The organism is Vogesella facilis, from assembly GCF_042648525.1.
Lineage (GTDB): Bacteria > Pseudomonadota > Gammaproteobacteria > Burkholderiales > Chromobacteriaceae > Vogesella > Vogesella facilis.
Genome location: NZ_JBHRXN010000011.1, coordinates 154,676 through 181,642 on the forward strand (window position 1 = coordinate 154,676; position 26,967 = coordinate 181,642).

28 protein-coding genes are annotated in these 26,967 nt (G+C 67.4%); 18 read left to right on the plus strand and 10 right to left on the minus strand.

Annotated features, from left to right (window positions below; genetic code table 11):
- Positions 1-188 precede the first annotated feature (188 nt).
- The 3 genes from xth to ACFOLG_RS06160 are packed head-to-tail and all read left to right on the plus strand — an operon-like array spanning position 189 to position 1,978.
- Complete coding sequence (gene xth / locus ACFOLG_RS06150; protein ID WP_386089643.1) at positions 189-959, plus strand: exodeoxyribonuclease III; 771 nt, start codon at positions 189-191, stop codon at positions 957-959.
- 15 nt (positions 960-974) lie between these two features.
- Positions 975-1,331, plus strand: coding sequence for a 5-carboxymethyl-2-hydroxymuconate Delta-isomerase (locus tag ACFOLG_RS06155; protein WP_386089644.1), 357 nt, complete (start codon positions 975-977; stop codon positions 1,329-1,331).
- Complete coding sequence (locus ACFOLG_RS06160) at positions 1,331-1,978, plus strand: ribonuclease T2 family protein (RefSeq protein WP_386089646.1); 648 nt, start codon at positions 1,331-1,333, stop codon at positions 1,976-1,978. Before ACFOLG_RS06155 ends, ACFOLG_RS06160 begins: the two co-directional genes overlap by 1 nt.
- Positions 1,979-2,237: 259 nt before the next feature.
- On the opposite strand, the gene ACFOLG_RS06165 is transcribed toward ACFOLG_RS06160, so the two are convergent.
- On the minus strand, positions 2,238-3,479 hold the full coding sequence (locus ACFOLG_RS06165; RefSeq protein WP_386089648.1) for an NAD(P)/FAD-dependent oxidoreductase: 1,242 nt from the start codon (positions 3,477-3,479) through the stop codon (positions 2,238-2,240).
- A gap of 104 nt (positions 3,480-3,583) precedes the next feature.
- Positions 3,584-4,363: an ABC transporter substrate-binding protein gene (locus ACFOLG_RS06170; protein ID WP_386089651.1), complete on the minus strand. Its 780-nt coding sequence runs from the start codon at positions 4,361-4,363 to the stop codon at positions 3,584-3,586.
- Positions 4,364-4,554: 191 nt separating this feature from the next.
- Here ACFOLG_RS06170 and ACFOLG_RS06175 point away from each other — a divergent pair, with 191 nt between their 5' ends.
- Both ACFOLG_RS06175 and ACFOLG_RS06180 read left to right on the plus strand, forming a co-directional pair.
- A complete protein-coding gene (locus ACFOLG_RS06175; RefSeq protein ID WP_386089652.1) occupies positions 4,555-5,526 on the plus strand; it encodes an ornithine cyclodeaminase family protein in 972 nt (323 codons plus the stop codon).
- A 44-nt stretch (positions 5,527-5,570) separates the two neighbouring features.
- Positions 5,571-6,206, plus strand: a complete 636-nt coding sequence (locus tag ACFOLG_RS06180) for a helix-turn-helix transcriptional regulator (protein ID WP_386089654.1) — start codon at positions 5,571-5,573, stop codon at positions 6,204-6,206.
- 69 nt (positions 6,207-6,275) lie between these two features.
- Here ACFOLG_RS06180 and ACFOLG_RS06185 read toward each other — a convergent pair whose 3' ends face one another.
- From ACFOLG_RS06185 to ACFOLG_RS06210, 6 genes are all read right to left on the minus strand, one after another.
- Complete coding sequence (locus ACFOLG_RS06185) at positions 6,276-6,551, minus strand: type II toxin-antitoxin system RelE family toxin (protein ID WP_386089656.1); 276 nt, start codon at positions 6,549-6,551, stop codon at positions 6,276-6,278.
- Between the two features lie 24 nt (positions 6,552-6,575).
- Complete coding sequence (locus tag ACFOLG_RS06190) at positions 6,576-6,827, minus strand: type II toxin-antitoxin system Phd/YefM family antitoxin (protein WP_386089658.1); 252 nt, start codon at positions 6,825-6,827, stop codon at positions 6,576-6,578.
- A 147-nt stretch (positions 6,828-6,974) separates the two neighbouring features.
- The gene (locus ACFOLG_RS06195; protein WP_386089660.1) at positions 6,975-7,700 is read right to left on the minus strand and encodes an anaerobic ribonucleoside-triphosphate reductase activating protein; all 726 of its coding nucleotides are present in this window, start codon (positions 7,698-7,700) and stop codon (positions 6,975-6,977) included.
- Complete coding sequence (nrdD, locus tag ACFOLG_RS06200) at positions 7,663-7,824, minus strand: anaerobic ribonucleoside-triphosphate reductase (RefSeq protein WP_386089662.1); 162 nt, start codon at positions 7,822-7,824, stop codon at positions 7,663-7,665. The genes ACFOLG_RS06195 and nrdD overlap by 38 nt, the downstream gene beginning before the upstream one ends.
- Before the next feature lie 112 nt (positions 7,825-7,936).
- Entirely contained in the window at positions 7,937-9,658 is a 1,722-nt protein-coding gene (locus tag ACFOLG_RS06205) for a ribonucleoside triphosphate reductase (RefSeq protein ID WP_386089664.1), read from the minus strand.
- Positions 9,659-9,972: 314 nt separating this feature from the next.
- Positions 9,973-10,539, minus strand: a complete 567-nt coding sequence (locus tag ACFOLG_RS06210; protein ID WP_386089666.1) for a helix-turn-helix domain-containing protein — start codon at positions 10,537-10,539, stop codon at positions 9,973-9,975.
- 82 nt (positions 10,540-10,621) lie between these two features.
- On the opposite strand from ACFOLG_RS06210, the gene ACFOLG_RS06215 reads away from it, so the two are divergent.
- Positions 10,622-11,524, plus strand: a complete 903-nt coding sequence (locus ACFOLG_RS06215; protein WP_386089668.1) for a DMT family transporter — start codon at positions 10,622-10,624, stop codon at positions 11,522-11,524.
- A 214-nt stretch (positions 11,525-11,738) separates the two neighbouring features.
- Here ACFOLG_RS06215 and ACFOLG_RS06220 read toward each other — a convergent pair whose 3' ends face one another.
- Together ACFOLG_RS06220 and ACFOLG_RS06225 are read right to left on the minus strand one after the other, a co-directional pair.
- Positions 11,739-12,806, minus strand: a complete 1,068-nt coding sequence (locus ACFOLG_RS06220; RefSeq protein ID WP_386089671.1) for a glycosyltransferase family 4 protein — start codon at positions 12,804-12,806, stop codon at positions 11,739-11,741.
- Positions 12,794-13,636 carry a UDP-2,3-diacylglucosamine diphosphatase gene (locus ACFOLG_RS06225; protein WP_386089674.1) on the minus strand — a complete coding sequence of 281 codons (843 nt, stop codon included), beginning with the start codon at positions 13,634-13,636 and terminating at the stop codon, positions 12,794-12,796. Before ACFOLG_RS06225 ends, ACFOLG_RS06220 begins: the two co-directional genes overlap by 13 nt.
- Before the next feature lie 214 nt (positions 13,637-13,850).
- Here ACFOLG_RS06225 and ACFOLG_RS06230 point away from each other — a divergent pair, with 214 nt between their 5' ends.
- The 12 genes from ACFOLG_RS06230 to ACFOLG_RS06285 all read left to right on the plus strand — a co-directional run bounded on the left by ACFOLG_RS06230 (position 13,851) and on the right by ACFOLG_RS06285 (position 26,691).
- Complete coding sequence (locus ACFOLG_RS06230; protein ID WP_386089676.1) at positions 13,851-15,473, plus strand: phosphoethanolamine transferase; 1,623 nt, start codon at positions 13,851-13,853, stop codon at positions 15,471-15,473.
- A gap of 122 nt (positions 15,474-15,595) precedes the next feature.
- Entirely contained in the window at positions 15,596-16,306 is a 711-nt protein-coding gene (locus ACFOLG_RS06235; protein WP_386089679.1) for a phosphatase PAP2 family protein, read from the plus strand.
- 95 nt (positions 16,307-16,401) lie between these two features.
- Entirely contained in the window at positions 16,402-16,668 is a 267-nt protein-coding gene (locus tag ACFOLG_RS06240; RefSeq protein WP_386089681.1) for a PepSY domain-containing protein, read from the plus strand.
- 112 nt (positions 16,669-16,780) lie between these two features.
- Positions 16,781-17,326, plus strand: coding sequence for a cytochrome b/b6 domain-containing protein (locus tag ACFOLG_RS06245; RefSeq protein ID WP_386089683.1), 546 nt, complete (start codon positions 16,781-16,783; stop codon positions 17,324-17,326).
- A gap of 8 nt (positions 17,327-17,334) precedes the next feature.
- Positions 17,335-17,994: a response regulator gene (locus ACFOLG_RS06250; RefSeq protein ID WP_386089685.1), complete on the plus strand. Its 660-nt coding sequence runs from the start codon at positions 17,335-17,337 to the stop codon at positions 17,992-17,994.
- Positions 17,994-19,286, plus strand: coding sequence for an ATP-binding protein (locus ACFOLG_RS06255; protein WP_386089688.1), 1,293 nt, complete (start codon positions 17,994-17,996; stop codon positions 19,284-19,286). Before ACFOLG_RS06250 ends, ACFOLG_RS06255 begins: the two co-directional genes overlap by 1 nt.
- Before the next feature lie 125 nt (positions 19,287-19,411).
- Positions 19,412-20,413, plus strand: coding sequence for a sulfate ABC transporter substrate-binding protein (locus ACFOLG_RS06260; protein WP_386089690.1), 1,002 nt, complete (start codon positions 19,412-19,414; stop codon positions 20,411-20,413).
- Complete coding sequence (locus ACFOLG_RS06265; protein ID WP_386089692.1) at positions 20,413-20,877, plus strand: hypothetical protein; 465 nt, start codon at positions 20,413-20,415, stop codon at positions 20,875-20,877. Before ACFOLG_RS06260 ends, ACFOLG_RS06265 begins: the two co-directional genes overlap by 1 nt.
- Before the next feature lie 1,916 nt (positions 20,878-22,793).
- Positions 22,794-23,633 carry a sulfate ABC transporter permease subunit CysT gene (cysT, locus tag ACFOLG_RS06270; RefSeq protein ID WP_386089694.1) on the plus strand — a complete coding sequence of 280 codons (840 nt, stop codon included), beginning with the start codon at positions 22,794-22,796 and terminating at the stop codon, positions 23,631-23,633.
- Positions 23,633-24,508: a sulfate ABC transporter permease subunit CysW gene (cysW, locus tag ACFOLG_RS06275; protein ID WP_386089696.1), complete on the plus strand. Its 876-nt coding sequence runs from the start codon at positions 23,633-23,635 to the stop codon at positions 24,506-24,508. The genes cysT and cysW overlap by 1 nt, the downstream gene beginning before the upstream one ends.
- Positions 24,509-24,688: 180 nt before the next feature.
- A complete protein-coding gene (locus ACFOLG_RS06280; RefSeq protein ID WP_386089699.1) occupies positions 24,689-25,765 on the plus strand; it encodes a sulfate/molybdate ABC transporter ATP-binding protein in 1,077 nt (358 codons plus the stop codon).
- Positions 25,762-26,691 (plus strand): CysB family HTH-type transcriptional regulator, encoded by a 930-nt coding sequence (locus ACFOLG_RS06285; protein WP_386089701.1) that lies wholly within the window; start codon positions 25,762-25,764, stop codon positions 26,689-26,691. The genes ACFOLG_RS06280 and ACFOLG_RS06285 overlap by 4 nt, the downstream gene beginning before the upstream one ends.
- The last annotated feature ends 276 nt before the right edge of the window (positions 26,692-26,967 follow it).

The following is a 26,967-nucleotide window of genomic DNA, read 5'->3' on the forward strand; positions in this document are numbered from 1 at the left end:
GATGTGGCCATTCTAGGTGGCCGGCGGGGGGCTTGGCAAGCTTGCTGTTTATTTTGTTAGACGGCATGTGCGGCTAACTGGCTGATTTTTGGCAGCTGCAGCGCGGCAGGTGTTTGCGATTTTAGCCGCGTTGTCAGCCTGCGCCAGCCGCGCTAAGGTGACGCCCTGCAATCACACCGGAGCCCGCCATGCAACTTGCCACCTGGAACGTCAACTCGCTGAAAGTGCGCCTGCCGCAGGTGCTGCAGTGGCTGGCGGAAAACCCCGTCGACGTACTGTGCCTGCAGGAGCTGAAGCTGGACCAGCCGGCGTTCCCGCTGGCCGAGATCGAGGCCGCCGGCTACCAGGCGGCGTGGCTGGGGCAGAAGACCTATAACGGCGTCGCCATCCTGGTGAAGAACGGCCGCAGCATGGCCGATGTGGTGACCGGCATCCCCGGCTACGACGACGAGCAGCGGCGGGTGATCGCCGCCACCGTGGACGGTGTGCGGGTGATCTGCGCCTACTTCGTCAACGGCGAGGCGGTGGATTCACCCAAGTACCAGTACAAGCTGCAGTGGCTGGCCAATATGGAGCGCTACGTGGCCAGCGAGTTGGCCGCCCACACGGATTTTGCGCTGCTGGGCGACTACAACATCGCACCGGAAGACATCGACGTGTACGACCCGGAGGGCTGGCACGAGCAGGTGCTGTGCACCACGCCGGAGCGCGACGCCTTCCGCCGCCTGATCGGCATGGGTCTCACCGACAGCTTCCGCCACTTCAACCAGGAGCCGAAGATGTACAGCTGGTGGGATTACCGCGCCATGATGTTCCGCCGCAATATGGGCGTGCGCATCGACCATATCCTGATCAGCGACAGCCTGAAGGCGCGCGCCAGCGGCTGCGTGATCGACAAGGTGCCGCGCAAGTGGGAACGCCCGTCCGACCACACCCCGGTAGTGCTCACCCTGGGCTGACACGAGGATTCCGCCATGCCGCATCTCACCGTTGAATACTCCGCCAACCTCACCGCGCTGCCGGCCGCCGCGCTGCTGCGCACGCTCAACGACGTGCTGCTGCACAGCGGCCAGTTCGACGGCCCGGACATCAAGAGCCGCGCGCTGCCGCTGCCGGTGTTCCTGGTTGGCGACGAGCCGGACGGCCATGCCTTCGTGCATGTGAAGCTGTCGCTGCTGGCCGGACGCCAGCCGGAGGTGAAAAAAATGCTGTCGCAGCAGTTGCTGGCGGCGCTGCAGAGCGCCTGCGACTGGCCGGCCGGCCTGGCGGTGCAGCTGTGCGTGGAGCTGCTGGACATCGACCGCGGCAGCTACAGCAAGGCCACGCTGTGATGCGGCGCGCATGGCTGTTGCCGGCGCTGCTGGCCGGCGCAACGTTGGCCGCACCGGCCGCCGCGGCCGATGTACCGGGGCGTTTCGATTTCTACGTGCTGGCGCTGTCGTGGTCGCCGGACTACTGCGCGGCGCGGCCGCAGGATGCCGAGCAATGCGGCCGGCCGTACGGCTTCGTGCTGCACGGGCTGTGGCCGCAGTACCAGCAGGGCTACCCGGCAGACTGTGGCGCCGAACCGCTGCAGCCGCAGATTGCACAGCAGTTCGCCGGCCTGTATCCCAGCCGCAAGCTGTACCGCCACGAGTGGGACAAGCACGGCAGCTGCAGCGGCCTGAGCCAGCCGCAGTTCCACCAGCTGGCCGCCAGCCTCAAGGCCAGGGTACGCATCCCGGCCGCCTACCAGGCGCCGGCGCAGCCGCTGCGCCGCAGTCTGCCGCAGCTGAAGGCCGATTTGTCTGCGGCCAACCCGTGGCTGCCGGCCAGCGCCATCAGCGTGGCCTGCAGCGGGGCCGGGCGCTTCCTGCAGGAGGTGCGGTTGTGCATCAACAAGCAGGGCAGCGCCGCGGTTGCCTGTAGCGAGCAGATGCAGCGCGCCGAGGCGCGCAGCTGCCGCCAGCCGGACCTGCTGGTGCGCAGCGTGCGCTGAGCGCATGGAGCGCAGCCGGCACGATCTGGTATCAGGAAAAGGCGATCCGCGGATCGCCTTTTTTCATGGCGGCAGCTTGGCAGGCACCGCGCGCCGGTCGGCCGGCAGCGGTATCAACGGCAGCATCCGCGCCGCGGCGGCAAATCGCATGGCACGAGCCCGCTCGCGGCGGCGTTTGCGGCGTGGCCGCGCGGCGCTGTTTCCAGCGCCGCGGACAAAAAAAAACGGCCCGTGGGCCGCTTAACAGGCAAGCGTCGCGCTACAGGAAGCGCGCCGGCGCGTACGGCGCCGGGTCGGTGAATGGCGTCTCGCCGCAGATCAGCTGCGCCAGCAGTTGGCCGCATACCGGCCCCAGCGTCAGGCCGTGGTGGGCGTGGCCGAAGTTGAACCACAGCCCGCGGTGGCGCGGCGCGGCGCCCAGCGCCGGGCGCATGTCCGGCAGGCAGGGGCGGCTGCCCATCCACGGCGTGGCGTCCAGCCGCTCGCCCAGCGGGAACAGCCCGCGCGCCAGTGCTTCCGCCTGCTGCAGCTGCGCGTAGTTGGGGGCGGCGTCGCGGCGCGCCAGCTCCACGCCGGTGGCGATGCGCAGCCCGCGCTGCATCGGCGACACCACGAAGCCGCCTTCCACGTCGGCCACGGTGTACTGCAGCCCCGGCCCCAGCGGCTGGTAGTGCATGTGGTAGCCGCGCTTGCTCTGCAGCGGGATGCGGTAGCCCAGCGGGCGGAAGATATCGTCCGACCACGGCCCCAGCGCCACCACCACCTGCGCGGCGCGCAGCGTGCCGGCGGCCGTGTGCAGCTGCCAGCCGCTGCCGTCCGGCGTCAGCGCCGTGGCTTCCTGTTGCAGCAGCACGCCGCCCAGGGCCTGGAAATAGGCGGCGTAACCGCGGGTGAGCGCGCCCGGATCGCTGACCCGCTGCGGGTCGCGCCAGTGCACCGCGCCGGCGAAGCCCTCGCCCAGCCCCGGTTCGGCGGCGCGTAGCTGCGCCGCGTCCAGCAGCTGCAGCTGCAGGCCGTGTTCGGCGGCGACGCGGCGGGCGTTGGCGGCCTCGGCGGCAAAGCCGGCCTCGGTGCGGTAGGCCTCGTACAGGCCGTCGTCGCTGCACAAGTCCTGCATGTTGGCCGCGGCGATCAGCGTGGCGTGTTCGTCCAGGCTGCGGCTGATCAAGGGCAGCATGTCGTGCGCGGCGGCGGCCAGCCGGTGCGGGGCGGAGGCGCGGAAGTAGCGCCACAGCCACGGCGTGCTCTGCAGCAGGCTGGACGGCTGGTAGCGCACGTCGGCGCTGCGGTTGCGGCCGATGCGCAGCACGCTGGCCAGGTTGCGCGGAAAGCCGTACGGCACCACCGCGGCGCGTTCCAGCAGCCCGGCGTTGCCGTGGCTGGTTTCCTCGCCGGGGGCGCGGCGGTCCAGCAGCGCCACGCGTTGGCCGCGCTGCTGCAGCGCGATGGCGGTGGAGACGCCGATCATGCCGGCGCCGAGGACGATGATGTCGAAATCCATGTCTTGCTTCTCTCAGATGCAGTTGCCATGGGCGCTGCGGGCAGCGGCCATGGCAACGGAATCTGCAAGGTTGGCCGCAGGCCGCGGCCAACCTTGCCGGTCGCTTACTTGGCGATGATGTCGCGCTTGAAGTATTTCTGCGACAGGCGGCTGAGGGTGCCGTCCTGCTTCAGGCCGGCGATGGCTTTCTCCAGCGCCGCCATGGTGGCCTTGTCGCCCTTGCGCACGCCGAAGCCGGTGCCTTCGCCCAGGGTGGCGAAGTCGCTGAGCACGCCGCCGGCAAAGTCGAAGTCCTTGCCGTTGGGCTTGCTGAGGAAGCCTTCCATCGCGTTCTGCGCTTCCTGCACGCCGGCATCCAGCCGGCCGGAGGCCAGGTCAAGGTAGATCTGCGCCTGGTCGCGGTAGGCCACCACCTTCACGCCGTTCTTCTCCCAGTGCTTGCGCACGAAGTCTTCCTGGGTGGCGCCCTGCAGCACGCCCACGGTCTTGCCTTTCAGGCTGGCCACTGTCGGTTGCAGGCCGCTGCTGCGCTTGGCCACCATCTGGATCGGCACGATGTAGATCGGGGTGGTGAAGTCGATGGATTCGCGGCGCTTGGCAGTGATGTTCATCGACGAGTTGATCACGTCGAATTTCTTCGCCTTCAGGCCCGGGATCAGGCCCTCGAACGAGGTCTCCACCCAGCTGCACTTGGCGGCCATGCGTTCGCAGATGGCCTTGCCGACATCGATGTCGAAGCCGACCAGCTGGCCGTCGGCCTGCTTGCTCTCGAACGGCGGGTAGAACGGCTCCAGCCCCATGCGGATGGTGCTTTGCGCCATGGCCGGTGCGGCCAGCAGGGCGATGAGGGGCAGGGCGAGGGTACGGAAGGTGCTGCGCTTCATGAAGTTTCTCCTGGGTGATCGGTCGGGCTTCCCGTTGTGGCGCTGCGCGGTGGCCGCGTCTGTGTTTGCCGCTTGCTAATGTAGACAAAAAATCCACTGTGGACAAATTATTTCCATTTTTGCCGGCACACTGCTAGTCTGTGTAGACAAAATATCCACAAAAGACAGCAACCTCGTCGCAGGAGACCAAGATGACTATCTCGCACCAACGCCCGCCGCTGACCCTGAACGCCGAACAGATCCGCCCGCTGCTGGCCGGGCTGCCGCTGGCGGCCACCCTGCGTGGCCTGTTCGCGGCGCTGGCCGACGAGCAGGCGGTGCAGCCGGCACAGACGCTGACGCTGTTCCCGCACGGCGCCGGCGACTTCATCACCTACCAGGGCGTGCTGGCCAGCGAGCAGGTGTTCGGCGCCAAGCTGTCGCCGTACATCGTCACCCCCGGCCGGCCGGTAATCACCGCCTGGACCGCGCTGCTGTCGATGCAGACCGGCCAGCCGCTGCTGTTCTGCGACTCGGGCGAACTCACCGTGGCGCGCACCGCCGGCACCACCGCGCTGGCGGTGGACGAGCTGGCGCCGCAGGATAGTCAAGTATTGACGGTGATCGGCTGCGGCGCACTGGGCCAGGCGCACCTGCGCCAGGCACTGCCGCTGCGCGCCTGGCGCGAGGTGCGGCTGTACGCGCCGGATCTGGCGGCCAACCCCGCGCTGCAGCAGACGTTGGCCGCAGTGGATGCGCGCGTGCGCTGCTGCGACAGCCTGGCCGCCGCCACCGACGGCGCCGACGTGATCATGCTGTGCACCTCGTCCGCCGGCGCGGTGCTGGACCCGGCCACGCTGGCCAAGCCGGCGCTGATCACCTCCATCAGCACCAATGCCGTCAACGCGCACGAAGTGCCGCCGGAAAGCCTGGCCGGCATGGACGTGTACTGCGACCACGCCGCCAGCACCCCCAGCCGCGCCGGCGAAATGGTGCTGGCCGCCGAGCGCGGCTGCTGGCACCCGGTAGCGCTGTGTGGCGACCTGGCGGCGCTGGTGTCCGGCCGCGCGCCGCGCCCGGACTACCGCCGCCACGTGTTCTTCCGCTCCATCGGCATGGGGCTGCAGGACGTGGCCATCGCCCACGCCATCTGGCAGCGCCACGCCGCCACTTGTCCGGCCTGAGCACATCGGTCACTATCCGCCAGTCCTTTCCGCCCCCCGCTACCATGAGCGCACACTCCGCCACCCGCCAGCACCCGCTGCTGGCGCGTTACCAGCACCTGGCCGACGGCATCGCCCGGCTGTTCTTTCCCTATGCCGAGGTGGTGATTCACGACCTGGCCACCCAGCGCGTGCTGTACCTGGCCAACAACCTGTCGCGGCGCGAGGTGGGCGACGACGCGGCGCTGGAGGAGATCGAGCGCACCATAGACGAGCGCACCGTCGGCCCGTACGAAAAGCTGAACTGGGACGGCCGCAAGATGCGCTGCACCAGCTCGGTACTGTTCGACGACGCCGGCGCCGCGCAGGGGGTGATGTGCATCAACTTCAACATCGCGGTGTTCGAGCACATGCACGGCATGCTGGACATGCTGCTCAAGGGCGCCGGGCTGGTGGAGCAGCCGGCCGAGCTGTTCCGCGACGACTGGCAGGAGCGCATCAACACCTTCATGCACGCCTGGCTGCATGAGCGCCAGCTGGCGCTGAACACCCTGACGCGGCAGCACAAGCGCGAGCTGGTGGCGGCGCTGTACGCCGAGGGGGCATTCAACGGCAAGAGCGCCACCCACTACATCGGCAGCGTGCTGGGGCTGGGGCGGGCGACGGTGTACAAGTATTTGCAGGCGCTGCGCGGCGAGTAGCGCCAGGTGCCACGTTGCAATGCGCAAGGCCGCCCACGGGCGGCCTTGTTGTTGGAGATATCTGGGTAGCTAGCGTTGCAACAGCCGTTGCACGGCACGCTTGTAGGCCGTGGAGTGTTCACGTTTGTCTATGGCCAGCACCAGTACCACCAGCTCGCCGTCTTCGACGCTGTATATCAGCCGGTAGCCCTGCTTGCGCAGCTTGATCTTGTAGCAGCCGCGCAGTTCGGCCATGAGTTCCGAACCCTGCACATGCGGGTTTTCCAGCCGCTTTTTCAGCAGGCGCTTGAACTCCTGCTTGACGGAGCCATCCAGCGCCTGCCATTCGGCCAGCGCCTCGGGCATGAACTTGAGGTGTACGGCTGTGGCTCAGAGTTCATCCAGCTTCACTTCGATGGCTTCTCCCTTGCGGGACAAGCGTTCCTGCAGCACGGGCAGCAAATCGATGTCGGCCAGCTTTTCCATCATCGCCTCGAAGGTTTCCGGGTCGATCATGTAGAACGCGGGTTTGTTGTGGTTCAGCACGGCCACCGGCGTGTTGCCGGCTTCGCGCACAACCTTCGATGGATTCTTTTTGAACTCCGACATGCTCACTGCCAGCTTGGTCAATACGGTTTCCATGGCGAGTCCTGAGCTTGGGTGATGAACTGCATTCTACAAGAAAAAGCTCCAAATTCAGCTCTGAATTTGGCGCTTTTTAACTGGGGCATTTGTTGCCATCGCTGCCAGCCCTTGATGTGGGCTACGTCCTGTGCCTGCACCTTCAACTCATCCCGATCGCACCTCGAACTGCTCGAACAGCGCCGCCACCTGCTGTTGCACGTCGGCCTGCGGCCAACCTTCTGCGATGGGTGCGAACGGCTGCGGCAGCTGCGGGCCGGGGCGCAGCAGCTGCCAGGCGTAGTGGCGCACGCCCTGTTGCGCCAGTTGGCCGGCCAGCTGCAGCAGGGTGGCGTCGTCGTGCAGCGCCGGGTGGATGGTGCTGCGGCATTCGAAGGCGCTGCCGTGCGCCAGCAGCAGATCCAGACAGGCGAAGGCGCGGGCGCCGCTGCCGCCGCTGCCGGTGAGCGCGGCGTAGCGGCCGGGCAGGGTCTTGATGTCCAGCCCCACCCAGTCCAGCAGCGGCAGCACGCGGCGCAGCCGCTCCGGGTGGCAGCCAGCGCTGTGCAGGCCGGTGGCGAAGCCCATGGCGCGCACTTCGGCCAGCAGCGCCGGCAGCGCCGGGTCGGTGAGCGGCTCGCCGCCGGAGAACACCACGCCATCCAGCAGGCCGCGGCGGCGCAGCAGCAGTTCGCGCAGTTGCGGCCAACGTGGCTTGCCGTGCTGGCGCGCCAGCAGGCCGGGGTTATGGCAGTAGCCGCAGCGCCACGGGCAGCCGGCGAGGAATACCACTGCAGCCAGCCGCCCCGGCCAGTCGCAGGCGGAGAACGGCTGCCAGCCGCCGATGCGGGCGCGCTCAGCCGGCGCGCTGTTGGTCGAAGTGGCGGCGTTCATGGAATTCACCCTGCTTGCCGGTGTTGAACGAGGCTACCGGGCGGTGGTAGCCCATTACTCGCGTCCATACTTCGCAACGGGTGCGTTCTTCGTCTTTCAGTTCGATGGCTGGCTGCTGTTGCATGGGGTTTCCTTTCAAGGTTGGCCGCATGGCGGCGGGTTGGTTCTGTCTGGTTGCGATGGGGTTGCTGGTGGGCGCGCTGCGCTGCGCCCGCCTTGTGATTCCCCCTGCGGGATCAGTCGCAGCAGGCGGCGCGGCGTTTTTTCGCGATCAGCTCGGCATCGCACTTCGGGCAGAAGTCGTGGCGGCCGGACAGGTAGCCGTGGCTCGGGCAGATCGAGAACGTGGGGGTGATGGTGATGTAGGGCAGGCGGAAGTTTTCCAGCGCGCGGCGCACCAGCTGGCGGCAGGCGTCGGCGCTGCTCACCGCCTCGCTCATATACAGGTGCAGCACGGTGCCGCCGGTGTATTTGCGCTGCAGCTCGTCCTGGCGCAGCAGCGCCTCGAACGGGTCGTCGGTAAAGCCCACCGGCAGCTGACTGGAGTTGGTGTAGTACGGCTGCTGCGGCGTGCCGGCCTGCAGGATGCCGGGGTAGCGCTTGTTGTCCTCGCGCGCAAAGCGGTAGGTGGTGCCTTCCGCCGGGGTGGCCTCCAGGTTGTACAGGTGGCCGGTGGCCTGCTGGAACTCCACCATGCGCGCGCGGATGTGGTCCAGGTAGCGGCAGGCAAAGGCGTGGCCCCAGTCGCTGGTGATGTCGTGCTCGTCCGCGCTGAAGTTGCGGATCATCTCGTTGATGCCGTTCACCCCCAGGGTGGAGAAGTGGTTGCGCAGGCTACCGAGGAAGTGGCGGGTGTACGGGTACAGCCCGCCGTCGATGTGCTGCTGCACTTTGCTGCGGCGCGCTTCCAGCACCTCGCGGCCCAGGTCGAGCAGGCGGTCGGTTTCGGCCAGCAGCGCGGCTTCGTCGCCGGCAAAGCGATAGCCCAGGCGCGCGCAGTTGACGGTGACCACCCCCACCGAGCCGGTCTGCTCGGCGCTGCCGAACAGGCCGTTGCCGCGCTTCATCAGCTCGCGCAGGTCCAGCTGCAGGCGGCAGCACATGCTGCGCACCATGTGCGGCTCCAGCTCGGAGTTCACGAAGTTCTGGAAGTAGGGCAGGCCGTACTTGGCGGTCATCGCGAACAGCAGCTCGGTGTTGTCGCCGTACCAGTCGAAATCCTTGGTGATGTTGTAGGTGGGAATCGGGAAGGTGAAGGCGCGGCCGCAGGCGTCGCCGGCCAGCATCACCTCGATGTAGGCGCGGTTGATCAGCGCCATCTCGGGGGCGCAGTCGCCGTAGCGGAACGGCATCTCCTCGCCACCCAGCACCGGAATCTGCTCGCGCAGGTCTTCCGGGCACACCCAGTCGAAGGTGAGGTTGGTGAACGGCGTCTGCGTGCCCCAGCGGCTGGGCACGTTCAGGTTGTAGATCAGCTCCTGGATCGCCTGCTTCACCTGCGCGTAGCTCAGTGCGTCCTTTTTCACGAACGGCGCCAGGTAGGTGTCGAAGGAGCTGAACGCCTGCGCGCCGGCCCATTCGTTCTGCAGCGTGCCGAGGAAGTTGACGATCTGGCCGCAGGCGCTGGACAGGTGGCGCGGCGGCGCCGATTCCACCTTGCCGCCGACGCCGGCAAAACCCAGCTGCAGCAGGGTGCGCAGCGACCAGCCGGCGCAGTAGCCGGACAGCATGTCCAGGTCGTGGATGTGCAGGTCGCCGTGGCGGTGCGCCGTGGCGGCTGCGACCGGGAACACCTCGCCCAGCCAGTACTCGGCGGTGAGCTTGCCGGCGATGTTGAGGATCATGCCGCCCAGGCTGTAGCCCTGGTTGGCATTGGCCTGCACCCGCCAGTCGGCACGGGACAGGTACTCGTTGATGCTGCTGACGGCGTCAACCTGGCGGCTGGGGCGTGCGTCCATGTTTGCTCCAATATCTTGTGTTTGAAGCATTGTATGGACGCAGCATGTGGTAGTGATTGATGTGCATCAAGGCTCTGAAAATACTGCTGGCATGATGCGGGCGGTGCGCTGGATAGCGTGCTTGGGCCGTGTGGCGAGTGGGGTTGGCAGCGGCGGGCGGCTGGCGCTGGTGCCGTATCGGCGGCCAGCACGGCGCTGGCCGGGGCCATGCGCCAGGGGGTGTGCCGGCGCTGGCGTGGCAAGGTTGAGCGCGCGCCGGGGTGGCGTTGCGGGGGCCGGGGCGGCGCCCAGATCGGCAGCGCTGCTGAGGTGTGCTAGCGGCTGGCGGGCGCCGGCATCACGATGCTGCGCTGGAAGCGCAGCAGGCTGTCGCCCGGATTGTGGTAGCGGTAGCCGTGCTCGGTGCCGTAGCCGGCGGTGTCGCCGGCCTGCAGCGTGTGCTGCTGCGCGGCGTGGCTCAGCTGCAGCGTGCCGCTGTGCACCTCGACGATCTCGCCGCAGCCCAGCGGGTCCGGCGTCGCCTGGTAGCTGTCGCCGGGTGCCAGCTGCCATTGCCACAGCTCCAGCGTGGCGCCGGCCAGCGCCACGCTGTGCAGCAAGGTGGCGTGGCTGTCGCTGCTGTCGCCCTGCCACACCCGCACCGGCGCCTCGCTGCCGGGGGCGCGCACCAGCTCGGAAAAGGTCAGCCCCAGCGCGCTGGCCAGCCGGTCCAGGGTGGCGATGCTGACATTGCTGGCGCCGGCTTCGATGCTCACCAGCATGCGGCGGCTGACCTCGGCGCTGGCGGCCAGTTTTTCCTGGCTCAGGCCGCTGCGCTGGCGCGCGGCGCGCAGGTTGTGGGCGACGTGGCTGAAGACTTGCAGGGGAGGGTGTGCGCTCATTCGGTGCAATATATTGCTCAGTTGGCGGGTTGTGCAATATAGTGCACAAATCGAGCCATCACCCTACACCCGAGCCACTGCCATGTCCACTCTCAGCGTTACCGCCCCCGCCCCGCACCGTTCCTGGCTGCCAGACCTGTCGCTGGTCGGCATTACCCTGATCTGGGGCGGCACCTTCCTCGCGGTGCAGACCGCACTGCAATGGAGCGGCGCCTTCGCCTTCGTCGGCATGCGCTTCGCCGTGGCCGCCGCACTGGCGCTGCTGCTGTGCCGCCGCCAGCTGGCCGGCCTCAACCGCGCCGAAGTGCTGGGCGGCGTCAGCATCGGCGCGGTGCTGTACTTCAGTTACAACCTGCAGACGCTGGGGCTGGACCACATCGCCAGCAGCACCTCGGCGTTTCTCACCGGCCTGTACGTGCCGCTGGTGCCGCTGCTGCAATGGGCGCTGTTCCGCCAGCGCCCGGGCCTGGCGGCCTGGGGCGGCGTGGCGCTGGCGTTTGCCGGCCTGCTGCTGTTGGCCGGGGTGGATGGCCTGAGTATTCAGCTGGGCTTGGGCGAGTGGCTGACCATCGCCGCCACCGCCACCATCGCGCTGGAAATCTGCCTGATCAGCCGCTTTGCCGTCGGCTGCAACGCGCGGCGCATGGCGCTGGTGCAGCTGAGCACGGTGGCGCTGCTGTCGCTGGCCAGCGCGCCGCTGGCGGGCGAGGCGCTGCCGCAGTGGCAGCCGCTGCTGCTGGCCTGCGTGCTGGTGCTGGGCGCCGCCACTGCGCTGATCCAGATCGTGATGAACTGGGCGCAGCAGACGGTGCCGGCCACCCGCGCCACCATCATCTACGCGATGGAGCCGGTGTGGGGCGGGCTGATCGGCTGGCTGGCCGGCGAGGCGATGACGGCCGGCAAGGTCGGCGGCGCCGCGCTGATCGTCGCCAGCGTGCTGCTGAGCCAGCTGGGCGCACGCAAGGCGACGCATGCGCCGGCCTGATCCTTTGCGCCTGTTCGCCATCGGTTGCGACTTGTTGCAATGCGGCGAGATGGCGTTGAAAACGGCTGCCGCCGGCAGGTTTACCGCTGGATAAACGCCGCTTGCCCGGCCGCTTTCGCCTGGGCGCGCGCGAGCGTGGACACATGCTTACGCGGCAAAACGATGCGGCCAACCTTGGCAGACAAGGTTGGCCGCATCGTTATTTGCGTCGCGCTCAGCGCCCGCCGCCGGCGGTGAAGGCCATGCCTTCCTGTTCGCCCAGCGGGCGTGGGTGCAGATGGGCCTCGAACTGCCGCGTCGCCGCCGCCCAGGAGAAGCGCTCCGCCACCTGGCGCACCTGGGCGCGGTCCAGCGCCAGCGCCTGCAGGCAGGCGCTGCGCAAGTCGTCGTGCAGCACGCCGCCGCCGCTGTCGCCCACCACGTCCAGCGGGCCGGCCACCGGGTAGGCGGCCACCGGCGTGCCGCAGGCCATCGCCTCCAGCAGCACCAGGCCGAAGGTGTCGGTGCGGCTGGGGAACACGAACACGTCGGCGGCGCGGTAGAAGCGCGCCAGCTCGTGCTGCGGGAACACGCCGGCGAAGTGCACCGCCGGGTAGCGCTGGCGCAGCTCTTCCAGCTGCGGGCCTTCGCCCACCACCCACTTGCTGCCGGGCAAGTCCAGCTGCAGGAAGGCTTCGATATTCTTTTCCACCGCCACGCGGCCGATGTAGACGAAGCGCGGCGGTGCGGTCTCCAGCCGTTCGCGCTCGCCGGGGCTGAACAGCGCGGTGTCCACGCCGCGCCCCCACAGCACCACATTGTTGAAACCACGCTGGCGCAGCGCGCGCACGATGCTGGGGGTGGGTGCCATCACCGCGGCGGCCGGGGCGTGGAAGCGGCGCATGAAGGCGTAGCTGATGGCCAGCGGCAGGCGGATGCGCGCGGCGACGTATTCCGGGAAGCGGGTGTGGTAGGCGGTGCTGAACGGCTGGCCGCGGCGCAGGCACCAGCGCCGCGCCGCCCAGCCCAGCGGGCCTTCGGTGGCGATGTGCACCGCGTGCGGCGCGAAGGCGGCCAACCTTGCCGCCGCCTGGCGGTAGGGGAACAGCGCGATGCGGATGTCCGGGTAGCTGGGCAAGGGCAGGGTGCGAAAGCCGTCGCCGGCGTCGTGCTCGCCGCCCAGCGGAGTGAGCAGCGCCACCTCGTGCCCCAGCGCACGCAGCTCGCGCACGGTTTCCAGCAGGCTGCGCACCACGCCGTTGACCTGCGGCAGCCAGGCGTCAGTCACGATCATGATGCGCATGTGGCGGTCTCCTGCTGGGCTGCCTGCGGCGCCAGCGCTTCCGGCGCGGCGGGAAAGGCGGCCGGCAGCGGCGCGCTGTCGGCGCCTTGCGCCGCCAGCTGCGTCCAGTACACCACCTCCAGCCGGCCGTCGTGGTGCTCCACCAGCGCCGACAGGCTTTCCACCCAGTCGCCGCAGTTGCCGTACACGATGCCGTCGATGTCCTTCACTTCCGGCTTGTGGATGTGGCCGCAGATCACGCCGTCGAAGCCGCGGCGGCGTGCCTCGGCGGCCAGGATGTGCTCGAAGTCGCTGATGAAGTTCACCGCGTTTTTCACCTTGTGCTTCAGGTATTGCGACAGCGACCAGTACGGCCGCCCCAGCTTGTGGCGTAACCAGTTGTAGTGGCGGTTGAGGCCGAGTATCAGCGTGTACAGGCTGTCGCCGACATAGGCCAGCCACTTCACGTGCTGGATCACGCCGTCGAACTCGTCGCCGTGGATGATCAGCAGCCGCTTGCCGTCGGCGGTGCGGTGCTCGGCCTCGGCGCGGATGGCGATGCCGCCGAAGTCCAGCCCGGCGTACTGCCGCGCCGCCTCATCGTGGTTGCCTGGCACGTACACCACCCGGGTGCCCTTGCGCGCCTTGCGCAGCACCTTCTGCACCACGTCGTTGTGCGCCTGCTTCCAGTACCAGGATTTCTTCAGCTGCCAGCCGTCGATGATGTCGCCCACCAGGTACAGGGTGTCCGACTCGTGGTGCTTGAGAAAATCCAGCAGGAAGGCGGCCTGGCAGCCGCTGGTGCCCAGGTGGACATCGGACAGCCAGATGGTGCGGTAACAGTGGCTCATGGTGCATCTCCGCAGGGCAGATGCGCACGATAGTGCTGCCGTTGCATGACAACACCGTGAGCTGGCGGTGACGGATCGGTGACAAAGCGATACGCTGCGGCAACTTGCGCTGCGCTAGCCTGCGCCGCTAAGCCTGGCTTAATGCTGGCCTGTTGCAATGCGCACGCCGGGCAGGCTGCGTGCCTGCCGTCCGAGTTCATTTTTGAGTGCACCGATGAAAAAACTGCTACGTCCCGCGCGGGCGGAATGGCTGGCGCTGGGCGCCGCGCTGCTGTTCGTGCTGCTGTTCAACCTGCCATTCTGGCAACGCATGCTGCATATCGTCGGCCCGCTGGATGGCCACGCGGTGAAAATGCTGGGCCTGTCCTTCGTGCTGGTCACCGCCTTCATCAACCTGCTGCTGCTGCTGTTGGTGTGGCCGCGCATCGGCCGGCCGCTGCTGACGGTGCTGTTCGTCACCACCGCGGCGGTCAGCTACTTCATGAGCCAGTACGGCGTGCTGATCGACACCAATATGGTGCGCAACGCCATGCAGACCGACGGCGCTGAAGTGCGCGACCTGATCACGCTGAAGATGGTACTCACCGTGCTGCTGCTGGGCGGGCTGCCCAGCCTGTGGCTGTGGCAGGCGCCGCTGAGCTTCCGCCCGGCGCTGCGCGAGGTCGGCAGCCGCGTGCTGGCGCTGCTGATCACCGCCGGCGTGCTGTTCGGCGTGGCGATGGCCGGCTATCAGGATTTTGCCTCGCTGTTCCGCAACAACCGCGAACTGCGCTTCGCCATTACCCCCACCAACTACCTGCAGGCCACCAGCTCCTACTTCAAGCGGGTGAACGCCAAGGCGCAGCCCTTGCAGCAGATCGGGCTGGACGCCAAGCGCGGCCAAGGTTGGCCGCAAGGCAGCAAGCCGCGGGTGCTGGTGCTGGTGGTGGGCGAGACCGCGCGCGCCGACCACTTCTCGCTCAACGGCTACCCGCGGCCGACCAACCCGGAACTGGCCAAGGTGCCGGGGCTGGTCAACTACCCGGATGCCTGGTCGTGCGGCACCGAGACCGCGGTGTCGGTGCCGTGCATGTTCTCGGCGCTGCCGCGCGACAAGTTCGATGCCGACGAGGCCAAGCACCGCGAGAACCTGCTGGACATCCTCAAGCGCAGCGGGCTGGCGGTGAGCTGGCTGGACAACAACTCCGGCTGCAAGGAAGTGTGCAACCGCGTGCCGACGCAGCTGCTGTTCGGCGCCAAGGACCCCAAGTTCTGCAATAGCGAGGAATGCTTCGACGACATCCTGCTGGACGCGCTGGATGGCAAGCTCAAGGGCCTGCAGCAGGACGCGGTGATCGTGCTGCACCAGAAGGGCAGTCACGGCCCGGCCTACTACAAACGCTACCCGCAGCAGTTTGCGGCGTTCCAGCCGGAATGCCGCAGCAGCGAGCTGCAGAAGTGCAGCCGCCAGGACATCATCAACGGCTTCGACAACACCATCCGCTACACCGATTACTTCCTGGCGCAGGTGATCAAGCGCCTGCAGCAGCGGCAGGACATCGCCGGCAGCATGTTCTACCTGTCCGACCACGGCGAATCGCTGGGCGAGAACAATATGTACCTGCACGCCACGCCCTACATCGTGGCGCCGGATGCGCAGAAGCACATCCCGATGCTGGCGTGGTTCTCGCCGCAATGGCTGTCTGCGGCCAACATGCAGCCGCAATGCCTGCAGCAGGCCAGCCGCCAGCGCTACAGCCAGGACAACCTGTTCCACAGCGTGCTGGGGCTGATGGACGTGCACACCGCGCTGTACGAGCAACCGCTGGACATGTACGCCGCCTGCCGCCAGCACTGAGCCGCACCGGCCACAGGGCGCCGCCGTCTGGCGGCGCTTTTTTTATGCCTGGCCGCCGTTAAGTTTGCGCTAATCCGCCGCCGGCACACTGCCAGGCTGATCCCCACTTGCCGGAGCCTGGCATGCCTGCCTCCCCCGCCGATTTTTACCGTCGCCAGCTGCTGTGGCTGCTGGGAAGTTTGCTGTTGTTGTGGTGGCTGGAGCGCTTCCCGGCGCTGGATCTGCGCCTGCAGCAGCTGTTCTTCGACCCGGCCAGCGGCCATTTCCCGCTGCAGAACGCGCACTGGCTGGACCTGCTCAACCACCAGCTGGCCAAATACCTGATCGTGGCGGCCGGCGTGCTGCTGGGCGTCCAGGGCTGGCGCCGGCGCGACTACCGGCAACTGCTGGCGGTGGCGGTGATGCTGCTGGCCACCGCGCTGGTGTCGTGGCTGAAGCAGAAAAGCGCGCACTCCTGCCCGTGGGATCTGCAGGCCTTCGGCGGCCATGCCAGCCGCTTTGGCCTGTTCGCCGCGGTGCCGCTGGATGCCGGCCCCGGGCGCTGCTTCCCAGGCGGCCATGCCTCCGCCGGCTTCTCGCTGCTGGCGCTGGGCTTCTGGCAGCGGCCGCTGCGGCCAACCTTGGCGCGGCGGCTGTTCTGGCTGGGCGGTGCGGCCGGCATGCTGATGGGGCTGGGGCAGATGGCGCGCGGCGCGCATTTCCTGTCGCACAACCTGTGGAGCGGCTGGCTGGTGTGGCTGGCCTGCTGCCTGCTGTTCGCCGGCCACGACCTGCTGTGGCAGCCGTGGCGCCAGCGCCTGGCTACGCGCCTGCCGCGGCTAAGCCTGGATTAAGCCAGCGCTAAGCCGTGGTTAAGGCCAGTGGCATTAAATGCCAGGGTGCCTGCAGGCGTGCAGGTAAACATCGCCCCTCCAAGGAGAACCACCGTATGAAAAAGCTACTCGCCGTCAGTCTGCTGGCCGTTGTTGCCTCCAGCGCGTTTGCCTCCGCCCAGTGCCCGGCCCAGCCGAAAGACAAATGGCAGAAAGAAGCCGACTTCAAGAAGCAGCTGGCAGGCCAGGGCTACCAGATCAAGAAGTTCAAGGTGTCCGGCAACTGCTACGAAATCTACGGCAAGAACAAGGACGGCAAGAAAGTGGAAATCTACTTCGACCCGGTATCCGGCAAGCCGGTGAAGAGCGACATCGAGAGCTGAGCGTCGCCGCCACGGCCGGGCAGCTGCCCGGCTTTTTTCATTTGCCGCTGTCGCCAGATGGCCTGGCCGCCACCGCGTGCCAGCGCTGGCGGCGTTTACCGGAGGCTCTGCCATGAGCACCATGCCCGATCAAGCCGGCATCCGCCGCGAAAAAGTGTGGGATCCATTCGTGCGCCTGTTCCACTGGACGCTGCTGAGCTGCGTGGCGGCCAACCTGCTGCTGCTGGAGGAGGGCGATCCGCCGCACCGCTGGGCCGGCTACCTCGCCACTGGCCTGGTGCTGGCGCGCATCGTCTGGGGCTTCGTCGGCAGCCGCCATGCGCGCTTCGCCAGCTTCTTCCCCACCCCGGCACGGCTGAAAGCGCACCTGGATGCGGTGAAGGACGGCCGGCACCCGCAAACCGCAGGCCACAACCCGCTGGGCGCGCTGATGATGCTGGCGCTGATGGGCCTGGTGCTGGCACTGGGGGTAAGCGGCTACCTGATGGGCACCGATGCCTACTTTGGCGAAGACTGGCTGGAAGAGCTGCACGAGGCACTGGCCAACACCCTGCTGGCCGCCGCCGGGCTGCACGCGCTGGCGGCCATCGTGATGAGCCGCGTCGAGCGGGTGAATCTGGTTCGTGCCATGATTACCGGTATCAAGGAATGGCATTAGGAACACGCATGCGGGTATTGATCGTCGAGGATGACCCCCTGATTGGGGACGGGCTGCAGGCCGGCCTGCAGGCGCTGGGCTTCAGCTGCGACTGGCTGCGCGACGGCAAGCTGGCGCTGGCCGGCATCCGTGCCGCGCCCTACGACGCGGTGGTGCTGGACCTGGGCCTGCCCGGCATGGACGGGCTGGAAGTGCTGGCCGCCTGGCGCCGCGCCGGCCAGCAGGAGCCGGTGCTGCTGCTCACCGCCCGCGACGGCGTCACCGACCGCATCCGCGGCCTGGACGGCGGCGCCGACGACTATCTGGTGAAGCCGTTTGCGCTCGGCGAGTTGGCCGCACGGCTGCGCGCGCTGCTGCGCCGCCGCGGCGGCAGCAGCGCGCCGCTGCTGAGCCACGGCCGCGTCAGCCTGGACCCGGCGGCGCGCCAGGCCACGCTGGACGGCGTGCCGGTGGCGCTGTCGGCGCGCGAGCTGGCGGTGCTGGAAGTGCTGCTGGGCAACCGCAACCGCGTGCTCAGCCGCGCCGAGATCGAGGAAAAACTGTACGACTGGGCGCACGAGGTGGAAAGCAACGCGGTGGAAGTGCACATCCACCACCTGCGCAAGAAGCTGGGCGCCGACTTCATCAAGACCCGCCGCGGCCTGGGCTACACCCTGGGGGATGCCTGATGCACAGCCTGCGCGGCCAGCTGATCCGCGGCCTGCTGATCGTGGTCACCCCGCTGTGGCTGCTGACCAGCACGCTGATGGTGCTGCACGCGCGGCGCCAGGTGTACGAGCTGTATGACGGCCAGCAGCAGATCTTCGCCCAGCAGCTGTACAGCACGCTGCCCAGCCTGGTGCAGCGCCAGGGCGGGCCGCAGCTGCGCGACGACAACGTGCCGCACCAGGCCATTGCCCTGTGGACGCCGCAGGGGCGCACGCTGCTCACCGACTCGGAAGGCGTACTGCTGGAATTCCACAATACCGGCACCGGCTTTCACACCGTCACCACCGGCAAGGGCGAAGAGTGGCGGGTGTACTACCTGATCGGCCCCGAAGGTAGCGTGGCGGTGGCGCAGGAGCTGGAAGAGCGCTGGGAGACCATTGTCGGCCTGATGGTCACTCAGTCGCTGCTGTGGCTGCTGCTGCTGCCGTTCGCGCTGGGCGCGGTGTGGTGGGCGGTGCGGCGCGGGCTGCGGCCGTTGGCCGCCTTGCGCGACACGCTGCAGCAGCGCCAGCCGGACGACCCCACGCCGCTGTCGCGCTATGTGCCCAGCGAGCTGCTGCCGCTGATCGACAGCATGAACGGCCTGATCGACCGCGTCGCCGGCACGCTGCAGCGCGAGCGCCAGTTCACCGCCAGCGCCGCGCACGAGCTGCGCAGCCCGCTGGCGGCGCTGCGGGTGCAGGCCGAGCTGCTGACCCTGCTGGACGAACCGGCGGCGCGCAACGCCGCCGCCGGCAAGGTGATGCAGGGCGTCGACCGCGCCAGCCACCTGGTGGACCAGCTGCTGGCGCTATCGCGGCTGGAACAGCAGCAGGACCTGCCGCGCCAGCCGCTGGACTGGGCGCAGCTGGCGGCGCAGGCCTGCCAGCAGGTGGCCGACTACAGCAGCGTGCGCGGCAGCCATCTTCGCCATCAGGTCAGCGGCAGCCCGCTGCCGGCCGGGCAGGCGCTGCTGCTGTCGCTGCTGCTGCGCAACCTGCTGGACAACGCGGTGCGCTACTCGCCGCCGGGCGCCGAGGTGCTGCTGGAGGTCACCCCGCAGCTGATCCGCGTCAGCGACAACGGCCCGGGCATCGCCGCCGAATACCTGGACCAGGTCGGCCAGCGCTTCTTCCGCCCGCCGGGGCAGAGCCAGAGCGGCAGCGGCCTGGGGCTGTCCATCGTGCGCCGCATCGCCGAACTGCACGGCCTGACGCTTGCCTGGCACAACCGGGCCGAAGGCGGCCTCAGCGTGGAATTGCGCCCGGACTGAGCGCGCGCCGGCTGCATTGCTTATCAATTTTTGTGTGATAAGCAATGCAGATTTTCTTGGTTCGTGCGCGGCGGCGGCTTGGCTAGATTCTCCCCATCGATTGCCGCTCATAGGGGAGAACAACCATGCACCGCCTGACCCGTTTTGCCACCGCCACCACCCTGCTGTTCGCACTCGCCGGCCACGCGCTGGCCGATGTCAGCCTGCTCAACGTGTCCTACGACCCGACCCGCGAGCTGTACCAGGACTTCAACACCGCCTTCGCCAAGTACTGGAAGGCCAAGAGCGGCGAAACCGTCACCATCAAGCAGTCGCACGGCGGCTCCGGCAAGCAGGCGCGCTCGGTGATCGACGGCCTGGAGGCCGACGTGGTAACGCTGGCGCTGGGCTATGACGTGGATGCGCTGAACACCGAGGCCAAGCTGATTCCGGCCAACTGGCAGAAACGCCTGCCCAACAACGCCTCACCGTACACCTCCACCATCGTGTTCCTGGTGCGCAAGGGCAACCCGAAGGCTATCCGCGACTGGAACGACCTGCTCAAGCCGGGGGTGGAAGTGGTGACGCCGAACCCGAAAACCTCCGGCGGCGCGCGCTGGAACTACCTGGCCGCCTGGGGCTACGCGCTGAAACAGCCGGGCGGTAACGACGCCAAGGCCAAGGATTTCGTGCAGAAGCTGTACCAGCACGTGAAAGTGCTGGATTCCGGCGCCCGCGGTTCCACCGTTACCTTCACCCAGCGCGGCATCGGCGACGTACTGCTGGCGTGGGAGAACGAAGCCTACCTGTCGGTGAACGAGTTCGGCCCGGACAAGTTCGACATCGTCACCCCGTCGCTGTCCATCCTGGCCGAGCCGCCGGTGAGCGTGGTGGACAAGGTGGTGGACAAGCGCGGCACCCGCAAGGTGGCCGAAGCCTACCTGCAATACCTGTACAGCCCGGAAGGCCAGGAGCTGGCGGCCAAGAACTACTACCGCCCGCGTGACGCCAAGATCGCCGCCAAATACGCCGACAAGTTCAGCAAGGTAAAACTGTTCACCATCGACCAGCTGTTCGGCGGCTGGAGCCGCGCGCAGAAGACCCACTTCGCCGATGGCGGCGTGTTCGACCAGATCCAGGTGAAGTGATGCTGAACCGCCTGCCGTTGCTGCTGCTCGCCGACGGCCGGCTTCCCGATGGCCGCACCCTGCAGGCGCTCGCGCGCGGGCAGGGTGTATTTGCGCTGGCGGCCGCAGCCGCCGTGCCGGCCTGGCTGCAGGCGGCCAGCATGCCGTTCGTGCTGCTGGCGCACGGCGACTTCTGCCTGCCGGCGCTGGCGGCGGTACGTGGCGACGGCCGCTGCCGCGCCGCGCTGCTGCTGTCGCCGCAGGGCGACCCGCTCACCGCGCGGGCGCTGCCGTTTCCCGCGCTGGTGGCCTGCCACCGCCCCGACCCGCGCTACCCGCGGCTGATCCACGCCGCCGGTCTCGCCACCGCCTGGCAGGCGCGGCTGCAACTGCTGTCCGCCGATGGCGACCCGGTGGACGAACTGGCGCCGCTGCTGGCCGAGCTGGTCCGGCTGGCCGGCCAGCCGTTGGCGGGGGAGTGCTGAGGGGAAAAGGTTGGCCGCAGGGAGTTGCGGCCAAGGGTTTTGTTTTGTGGCGCGTTGCGCGTAGCTTGGGTTGAGCACAGCGCAGCCCAACGTTTACCGCGTCAGGTTTTGTATCCGCTGCGCGGATGATGTTTTTCATGCCGGTTTCGCCCGGAGAACGAGGAAGGGGGCGACCGCTGCCCCCTTTCCAATCCCGGCTCTCCCGACGGCTGCTCGAAACCCCATGCCAAACGGTACGCCCCAGGCGCCGCCGAACTCGCCGCGCGCTAACGTCGCGCGGCTCAAACATGCGGCGGCTTAACACCTGGGGTGCACCGTTTTGCCCGGCTCGCGCCAACGGGACTGGCGCGCGTCGGTTCGGCTCTGTGGCTTGATACGTTAGTGCGTAACTTGGGTTGCGCGCAGCGAAGCCCAACGTTTACCGCGTTGCCTTATTGGTGTTGTCGAGAGTGAAATCCGCTACGCGGATGATGTTTGAAATCGCCGGTTCCGCCCGGCGTACGGGGAGGGGGGGCGTGCCGCCGCCCCCCTCCACCCCCGCTCGCCCCAATGGTCCGCGAAACCCCGGCAAAACAGGCCCGCGCAAGGCGCCGCTGATTCGCCACTTGCTAACGGCGCGCGGCTCAAGCAGCGGCTTAAAACCTTGCGCAGACCTGTTTTGCCGGCGCTCCCCGTGGGGCAATTGGGCGTTACACAACGTTGGCTGCATGCTTTATGCGTACTTATGCGGCCAACGTTTTTGTTTCGTCTCTATGGGTGGCGCCGCCAACGTCGCGCGGATATGGCCTGCGGCCAACCCGCCCTACGGCAGACCTCCACCCGACAATTACGCCCACAAAACAAACAGCAGAACCGAACCGACGTGCCCCAATCCCGTTGGCGCGTGCCGTTTTGCCCGGGGTTTCGAGCAGCCGTCGGGGAGGCGGGGATTGCAAAAGGGGGCGGCGGTCGCCCCCTTTGCCCGTGCGCCGGGCGGAACCGGCTATTTCAATCAACATCCGCGTAGCGGATTCCACACCAGACAACACCACCAAACCAACCCGGCAACCGTTGGGCTTCGCTACGCTCAACCCAACCTACGTGCTTTGTTCAGTTACCTCTTATTTCTCAAACGATTGTTCTTGGCTACTGTGCCATCAACTTTGACATCATAGGTAAGCAGGCCCGAGACGAACCCAACGGCCGCTAGTGTGAGAATACTTCTCCCATTCAAGCAGAGCACCACTACACTACCAAATGCAGCGATAGCGGCCCACTGAAGACGGCGACCTACGCGACCCATTTCACGTCCTCCCTAGATGTTCTTGGTCAGCATAGAGTAAGCCTGTGGCTTCATGCTGCATGATTTCTGAGGCAATGTAGTCAACGCCCTCGTTCCGCAGGCTCGCTATAAGGATCAGCCTGTTCAGACGACTAACGCCATCGCCCAGCTTCACGATATCGCACGCGCCACCATCGATAACGCCCTGTTACGGAACCGTAAGCACGTCAATGAAGGCGTGGATTTCTTCAAGGTGCATCGGCGACTTCAGTCATCATCCGCGCAGCGGATACAAAACCAGACGCGGCAACCGCTGGGCTTCGCTACGCCCAACCCAACCTACGCGCAGAAGGGGAGGAGGTTGGCCGCATGATGCTGCGGCCAACGTTTTTGTTTCGTGGCGCGTTGCGCGCAGGCTGGGTTTCGCTACGCTCAATCTGCGCACCGCGCTTATCCGGGCTACGCGCCGCCCACCCGCGCCGCGGACGCCACTTAAAACCTTCCGCTATATCAATACGCCACCTCCCGCTTTTTCAGTTATCGAATAAGCAACGAAGAAATCCTTATTTTTCGAATAAGGAGCCGGCCAATATCCTGTGGCCAGTTATATAGCCACGGGATGCCGCATGAAACCGACCACTCGAGGTGCCGCCTCATGAGCCGCGCCGCCACCTTGCCCCGCGTGTTGCCCGGCTTTGGGCTGTCGCTGGGTTTCACGCTTACCTATCTGTCGCTGATCGTGCTGATTCCGCTGTCGGCGGTGTTCATCCGTGCCAGCGGCTTGTCCCTCGATGCCTTCTGGGAGGCGGTGACCGCGCCGCGGGTGCTGGCCTCCTACCGGCTGAGCTTCGGCATGGCGCTGCTGGCGGCGGCCATCAACAGCGTGTTCGGCCTGCTGCTGGCTTGGGCGCTGGTGCGCTACCGCTTTGCTGGCAAGAAGCTGGTGGATGCGCTGGTGGACCTGCCGTTCGCGCTGCCCACCGCGGTGGCCGGCATCGCGCTTACCGCCCTGTACGCCGGCAACGGCTGGCTGGGGCAGTACCTGGAGCCGCTGGGCATCAAGGTGGCGTTCGGGCCGCTGGGGGTGCTGGTGGCGCTGGTGTTCATCGGCCTGCCCTTCGTGGTGCGCACGGTGCAGCCGGTGCTGGAAGACCTGGAGACCGAGCTGGAAGAGGCCGCCTCCAGTCTGGGCGCGCACCGCTGGCAGACCTTTCGCCACGTGATCCTGCCGGTGCTGCAGCCGGCGCTGATGACCGGTTTCGCGCTGGCCTTCGCCCGTGCGGTGGGCGAGTACGGCTCGGTGATCTTCATCGCCGGCAATATCCCGATGGTGTCGGAGATCACCCCGCTGATGATCATCAGCAAGCTGGAGCAGTACGACTATGCCGGTGCCACTGCCATCGCCGGGGTGATGCTGGTGCTGTCCTTCCTGCTGCTGCTGGCCATCAACGGCCTGCAGGCATGGCAGGCGAAACGTAGCGGAAGGAGCGCATGATGAGCGGCGCCATCAGTAATCTCTATGCCCAGCACGACCGCGCGGCGCTGCTGGAAAGCCGGCAGGCCACCCGCGAGCCGGCGTGGGTGAAGTACACCATTCTCAGCGTGGCGCTGGCTTTCTTTGCCGTGTTCCTGCTGCTGCCGCTGGCGGTGGTGTTCGCCGAGGCGCTGGCCAAGGGCTGGGAAACCTACTTTGCCGCGCTGCTGGAGCCGGATGCGCTGTCGGCGGTGCAGCTCACCCTGCTGGCGGCCTTGATCTCGGTGCCGCTGAACCTGGTGTTCGGCGTGGCGGCGGCATGGGCGATCACCCGCTTCGATTTTCGCGGCAAGCAGCTGTTGATCACCCTGATCGACCTGCCGTTCTCGGTGTCGCCGGTGGTGGCCGGCCTGGTGTACGTGCTGGTGTTCAGCAGCCATGGCTGGGTAGGCCCCTGGCTGCTGGGCCACGACATCAAGATCATCTTCGCGGTGCCGGGCATCGTGCTGGCCACCGTGTTCGTTACCGTGCCCTTTGTCGCCCGCGAGCTGATTCCGCTGCTGCAGGCGCAGGGGCGGGAGGAAGAAGAGGCCGCGGTGGTGCTGGGCGCGCGCGGCTGGCAGGTGTTCTGGCATGTGACGCTGCCCAATGTGCGCTGGGCACTGCTGTACGGCGTGATTCTCAGCAATGCGCGGGCGATGGGCGAGTTCGGCGCGGTGTCGGTGGTATCCGGCCATATCCGCGGCGAGACCAACACCCTGCCGCTGCACGTGGAGATTCTCTACAACGAATACCAGTTCGCTGCCGCCTTTGCCGTGGCCAGCCTGCTGGCGCTGCTGGCATTGGTGACGCTGGCGGTGAAGAGTTGGGTGGAGTGGCGCGCCACGCGCGATTAAGCGTCGCTAACAAAACCCCTGATCCTGCGTTGCGCCTCTTTGCCGTACTCGTTGTACTGTCTGCGTCGGCGCGCCTTGGCTCAGGTCCTCTGCGAGGTTTTGTTAGCAACGCTAAATAGATACCCGCTGCGGCGAGCGCAGCGGGCAAGGTTGGCCGCACAATGGCCACGGAGAGATAGCATGAGCATTCAGGTACAGAATATTCACAAGGCCTTCGGCGATTTTGTCGCGCTGGACAATCTGACGCTGGATTTCCCCGGCGGCGAGCTGGTGGCGCTGCTGGGCCCGTCCGGCTGCGGCAAGACTACGCTGCTGCGCGTCATCGCCGGGCTGGAGCAGGCCGACAGCGGCCGCGTGCTGCTGGATGGCGACGATGCCTCCGATACCCATGTGCGCGAGCGCCAGGTGGGTTTCGTGTTCCAGCACTACGCGCTGTTCCGCCACATGACGGTGTTCGACAACGTGGCCTTCGGCCTGCGCATGAAGCCGCGCAAGCTGCGCCCGAGCGAAGCGGAGATCAAGCGCAAGGTGCACGAGCTGCTGAGCCTGGTGCAGCTGGACTGGCTGGCCGACCGCTTCCCGGCGCAGCTGTCCGGCGGCCAGCGCCAGCGCATCGCCCTGGCGCGCGCGCTGGCGGTGGAGCCGCGCGTGCTGCTGCTGGACGAGCCGTTCGGCGCGCTGGATGCCAAGGTGCGCAAGGAGTTGCGCCGCTGGCTGCGCCGCCTGCACGACGAGCTGCACATCACCTCCATCTTCGTGACCCACGACCAGGAAGAGGCACTGGAAGTGGCCGACCGCGTGGTGCTGATGAACCATGGCCGCGTGGAGCAGATCGGCAGCCCGGCCGAGGTGTACCGCCAGCCGGCCACGCCCTTCGTCTACGGCTTTCTGGGCGCGGCCAACCGTTTCGAGGGCAGCGGCAGCGCCGGCGGCATCGCGGTGGGTTCGGCGCGCTTGAGCCACGAGCCGGCCAGCCATGATGGCCGGGTGATCGCCTTCGTGCGGCCGCACGAGCTGGACATCGTGCCGGGCGAGCACGGCGACGGCGTGCCGGCGCGCATCAGCCGCGTGCTGACGCTGGGGGCGCTGACCCGGGTGGAGCTGGAGGGCCACGACGAGCTGGCCGGCCAGCAGTTCGAGGTGGAGCTGCCGGCGGACAGCATCCTGGCGGCCGGCCTGCACGCCGGGCAGCCGGTGCGACTCAAGCCGCGCAGCGTGCGGGTGTTCGCCAACCATGAAACGGCAGGTGCGGCATGAACTTCCAGCAACTACGCATCATCCGCGAGACGGTAAGACAGAATTTCAACCTCACCGAGGTGGCCAATGCGCTGTTCACCTCGCAGTCCGGCGTCTCCAAGCACATCAAGGATCTGGAAGACGAGCTGGGCGTGGAGCTGTTCGTGCGCAAGGGCAAGCGCTTCCTCGGCCTCACCGACCCGGGCAAGGAGCTGCTCACCATCGTCGAGCGCATGCTGCTGGACGCCGGCAACATCAAGCGCCTGGCCGAGCAGTTCAGCCAGCGCGACGAAGGCCAGCTCACCATCGCCACCACCCACACCCAGGCGCGCTACGCGCTGCCCAAGGTGGTGACCGCGTTCAAGAAGGCCTTCCCCAAGGTACACCTGGTGCTGCACCAGGCCAGCCCGGACGAGCTGGTGCGCCTGCTGCTGGCCGGCGAAGCCGACATCGGCATCGCCACCGAGGCGGTGGCCGAGGTGGCGGAACTGGTGTCCTTCCCGTACTACAGCTGGCACCACGCGGTGATCGCACCGCCGGCACACCCGCTGCACGGGCAGCAGCTGTCGCTGGAGACGCTGGCCGACTACCCCATCGTCACCTACCACCAGGGCTTTACCGGCCGCGCGCAGATCGACCGCGCCTTCGCCGACGCCGGCCTGGCGCCGGACATCGTGATGGCGGCACTGGATGCCGACGTGATCAAGACCTATGTGGAGCTGGAGCTGGGCGTGGGCATCATCGCCTCGATGGCGGTGGATGCGCAGCGCGACAGCCAGGTGCGGGTGGTGGAGGGCGCGCCGCTGTTCGGCCACCAGACCACGCGACTGGCGATCCGCCGCGGCCACTACCTGCGCAGCTACGCCTATCGCTTCATCGAGCTGTGCTCGGCGGCGCTGGACGAGGATACGGTGCGGCGGGCGTTGTCGCCGGTGGCGCAGGATTGAGCTGATTACGATCTTTGGCTCGCGAGGGCGTGAGCCTGTTCTGTAATGCTTGCGGCCAACCTTGAAGGTTGGCCGCAAGTGTTTGCAGGGCTGCTATCGCAGCACGTAGGTTGGGTTGAGCGCAGCGAGGCCCAACGTTTACCGTGTTGCCTTGTTGTGTTGTCTGGCGTGGAATCCGCTGCGTGGATGATGATTGTGGCGCCGGTTTCGCCCGGCGAACGAGGAAGGGGCCGACCGCCGGCCCCTTTCCAATCCCCGGCTCCTCGGGGCTGCTCG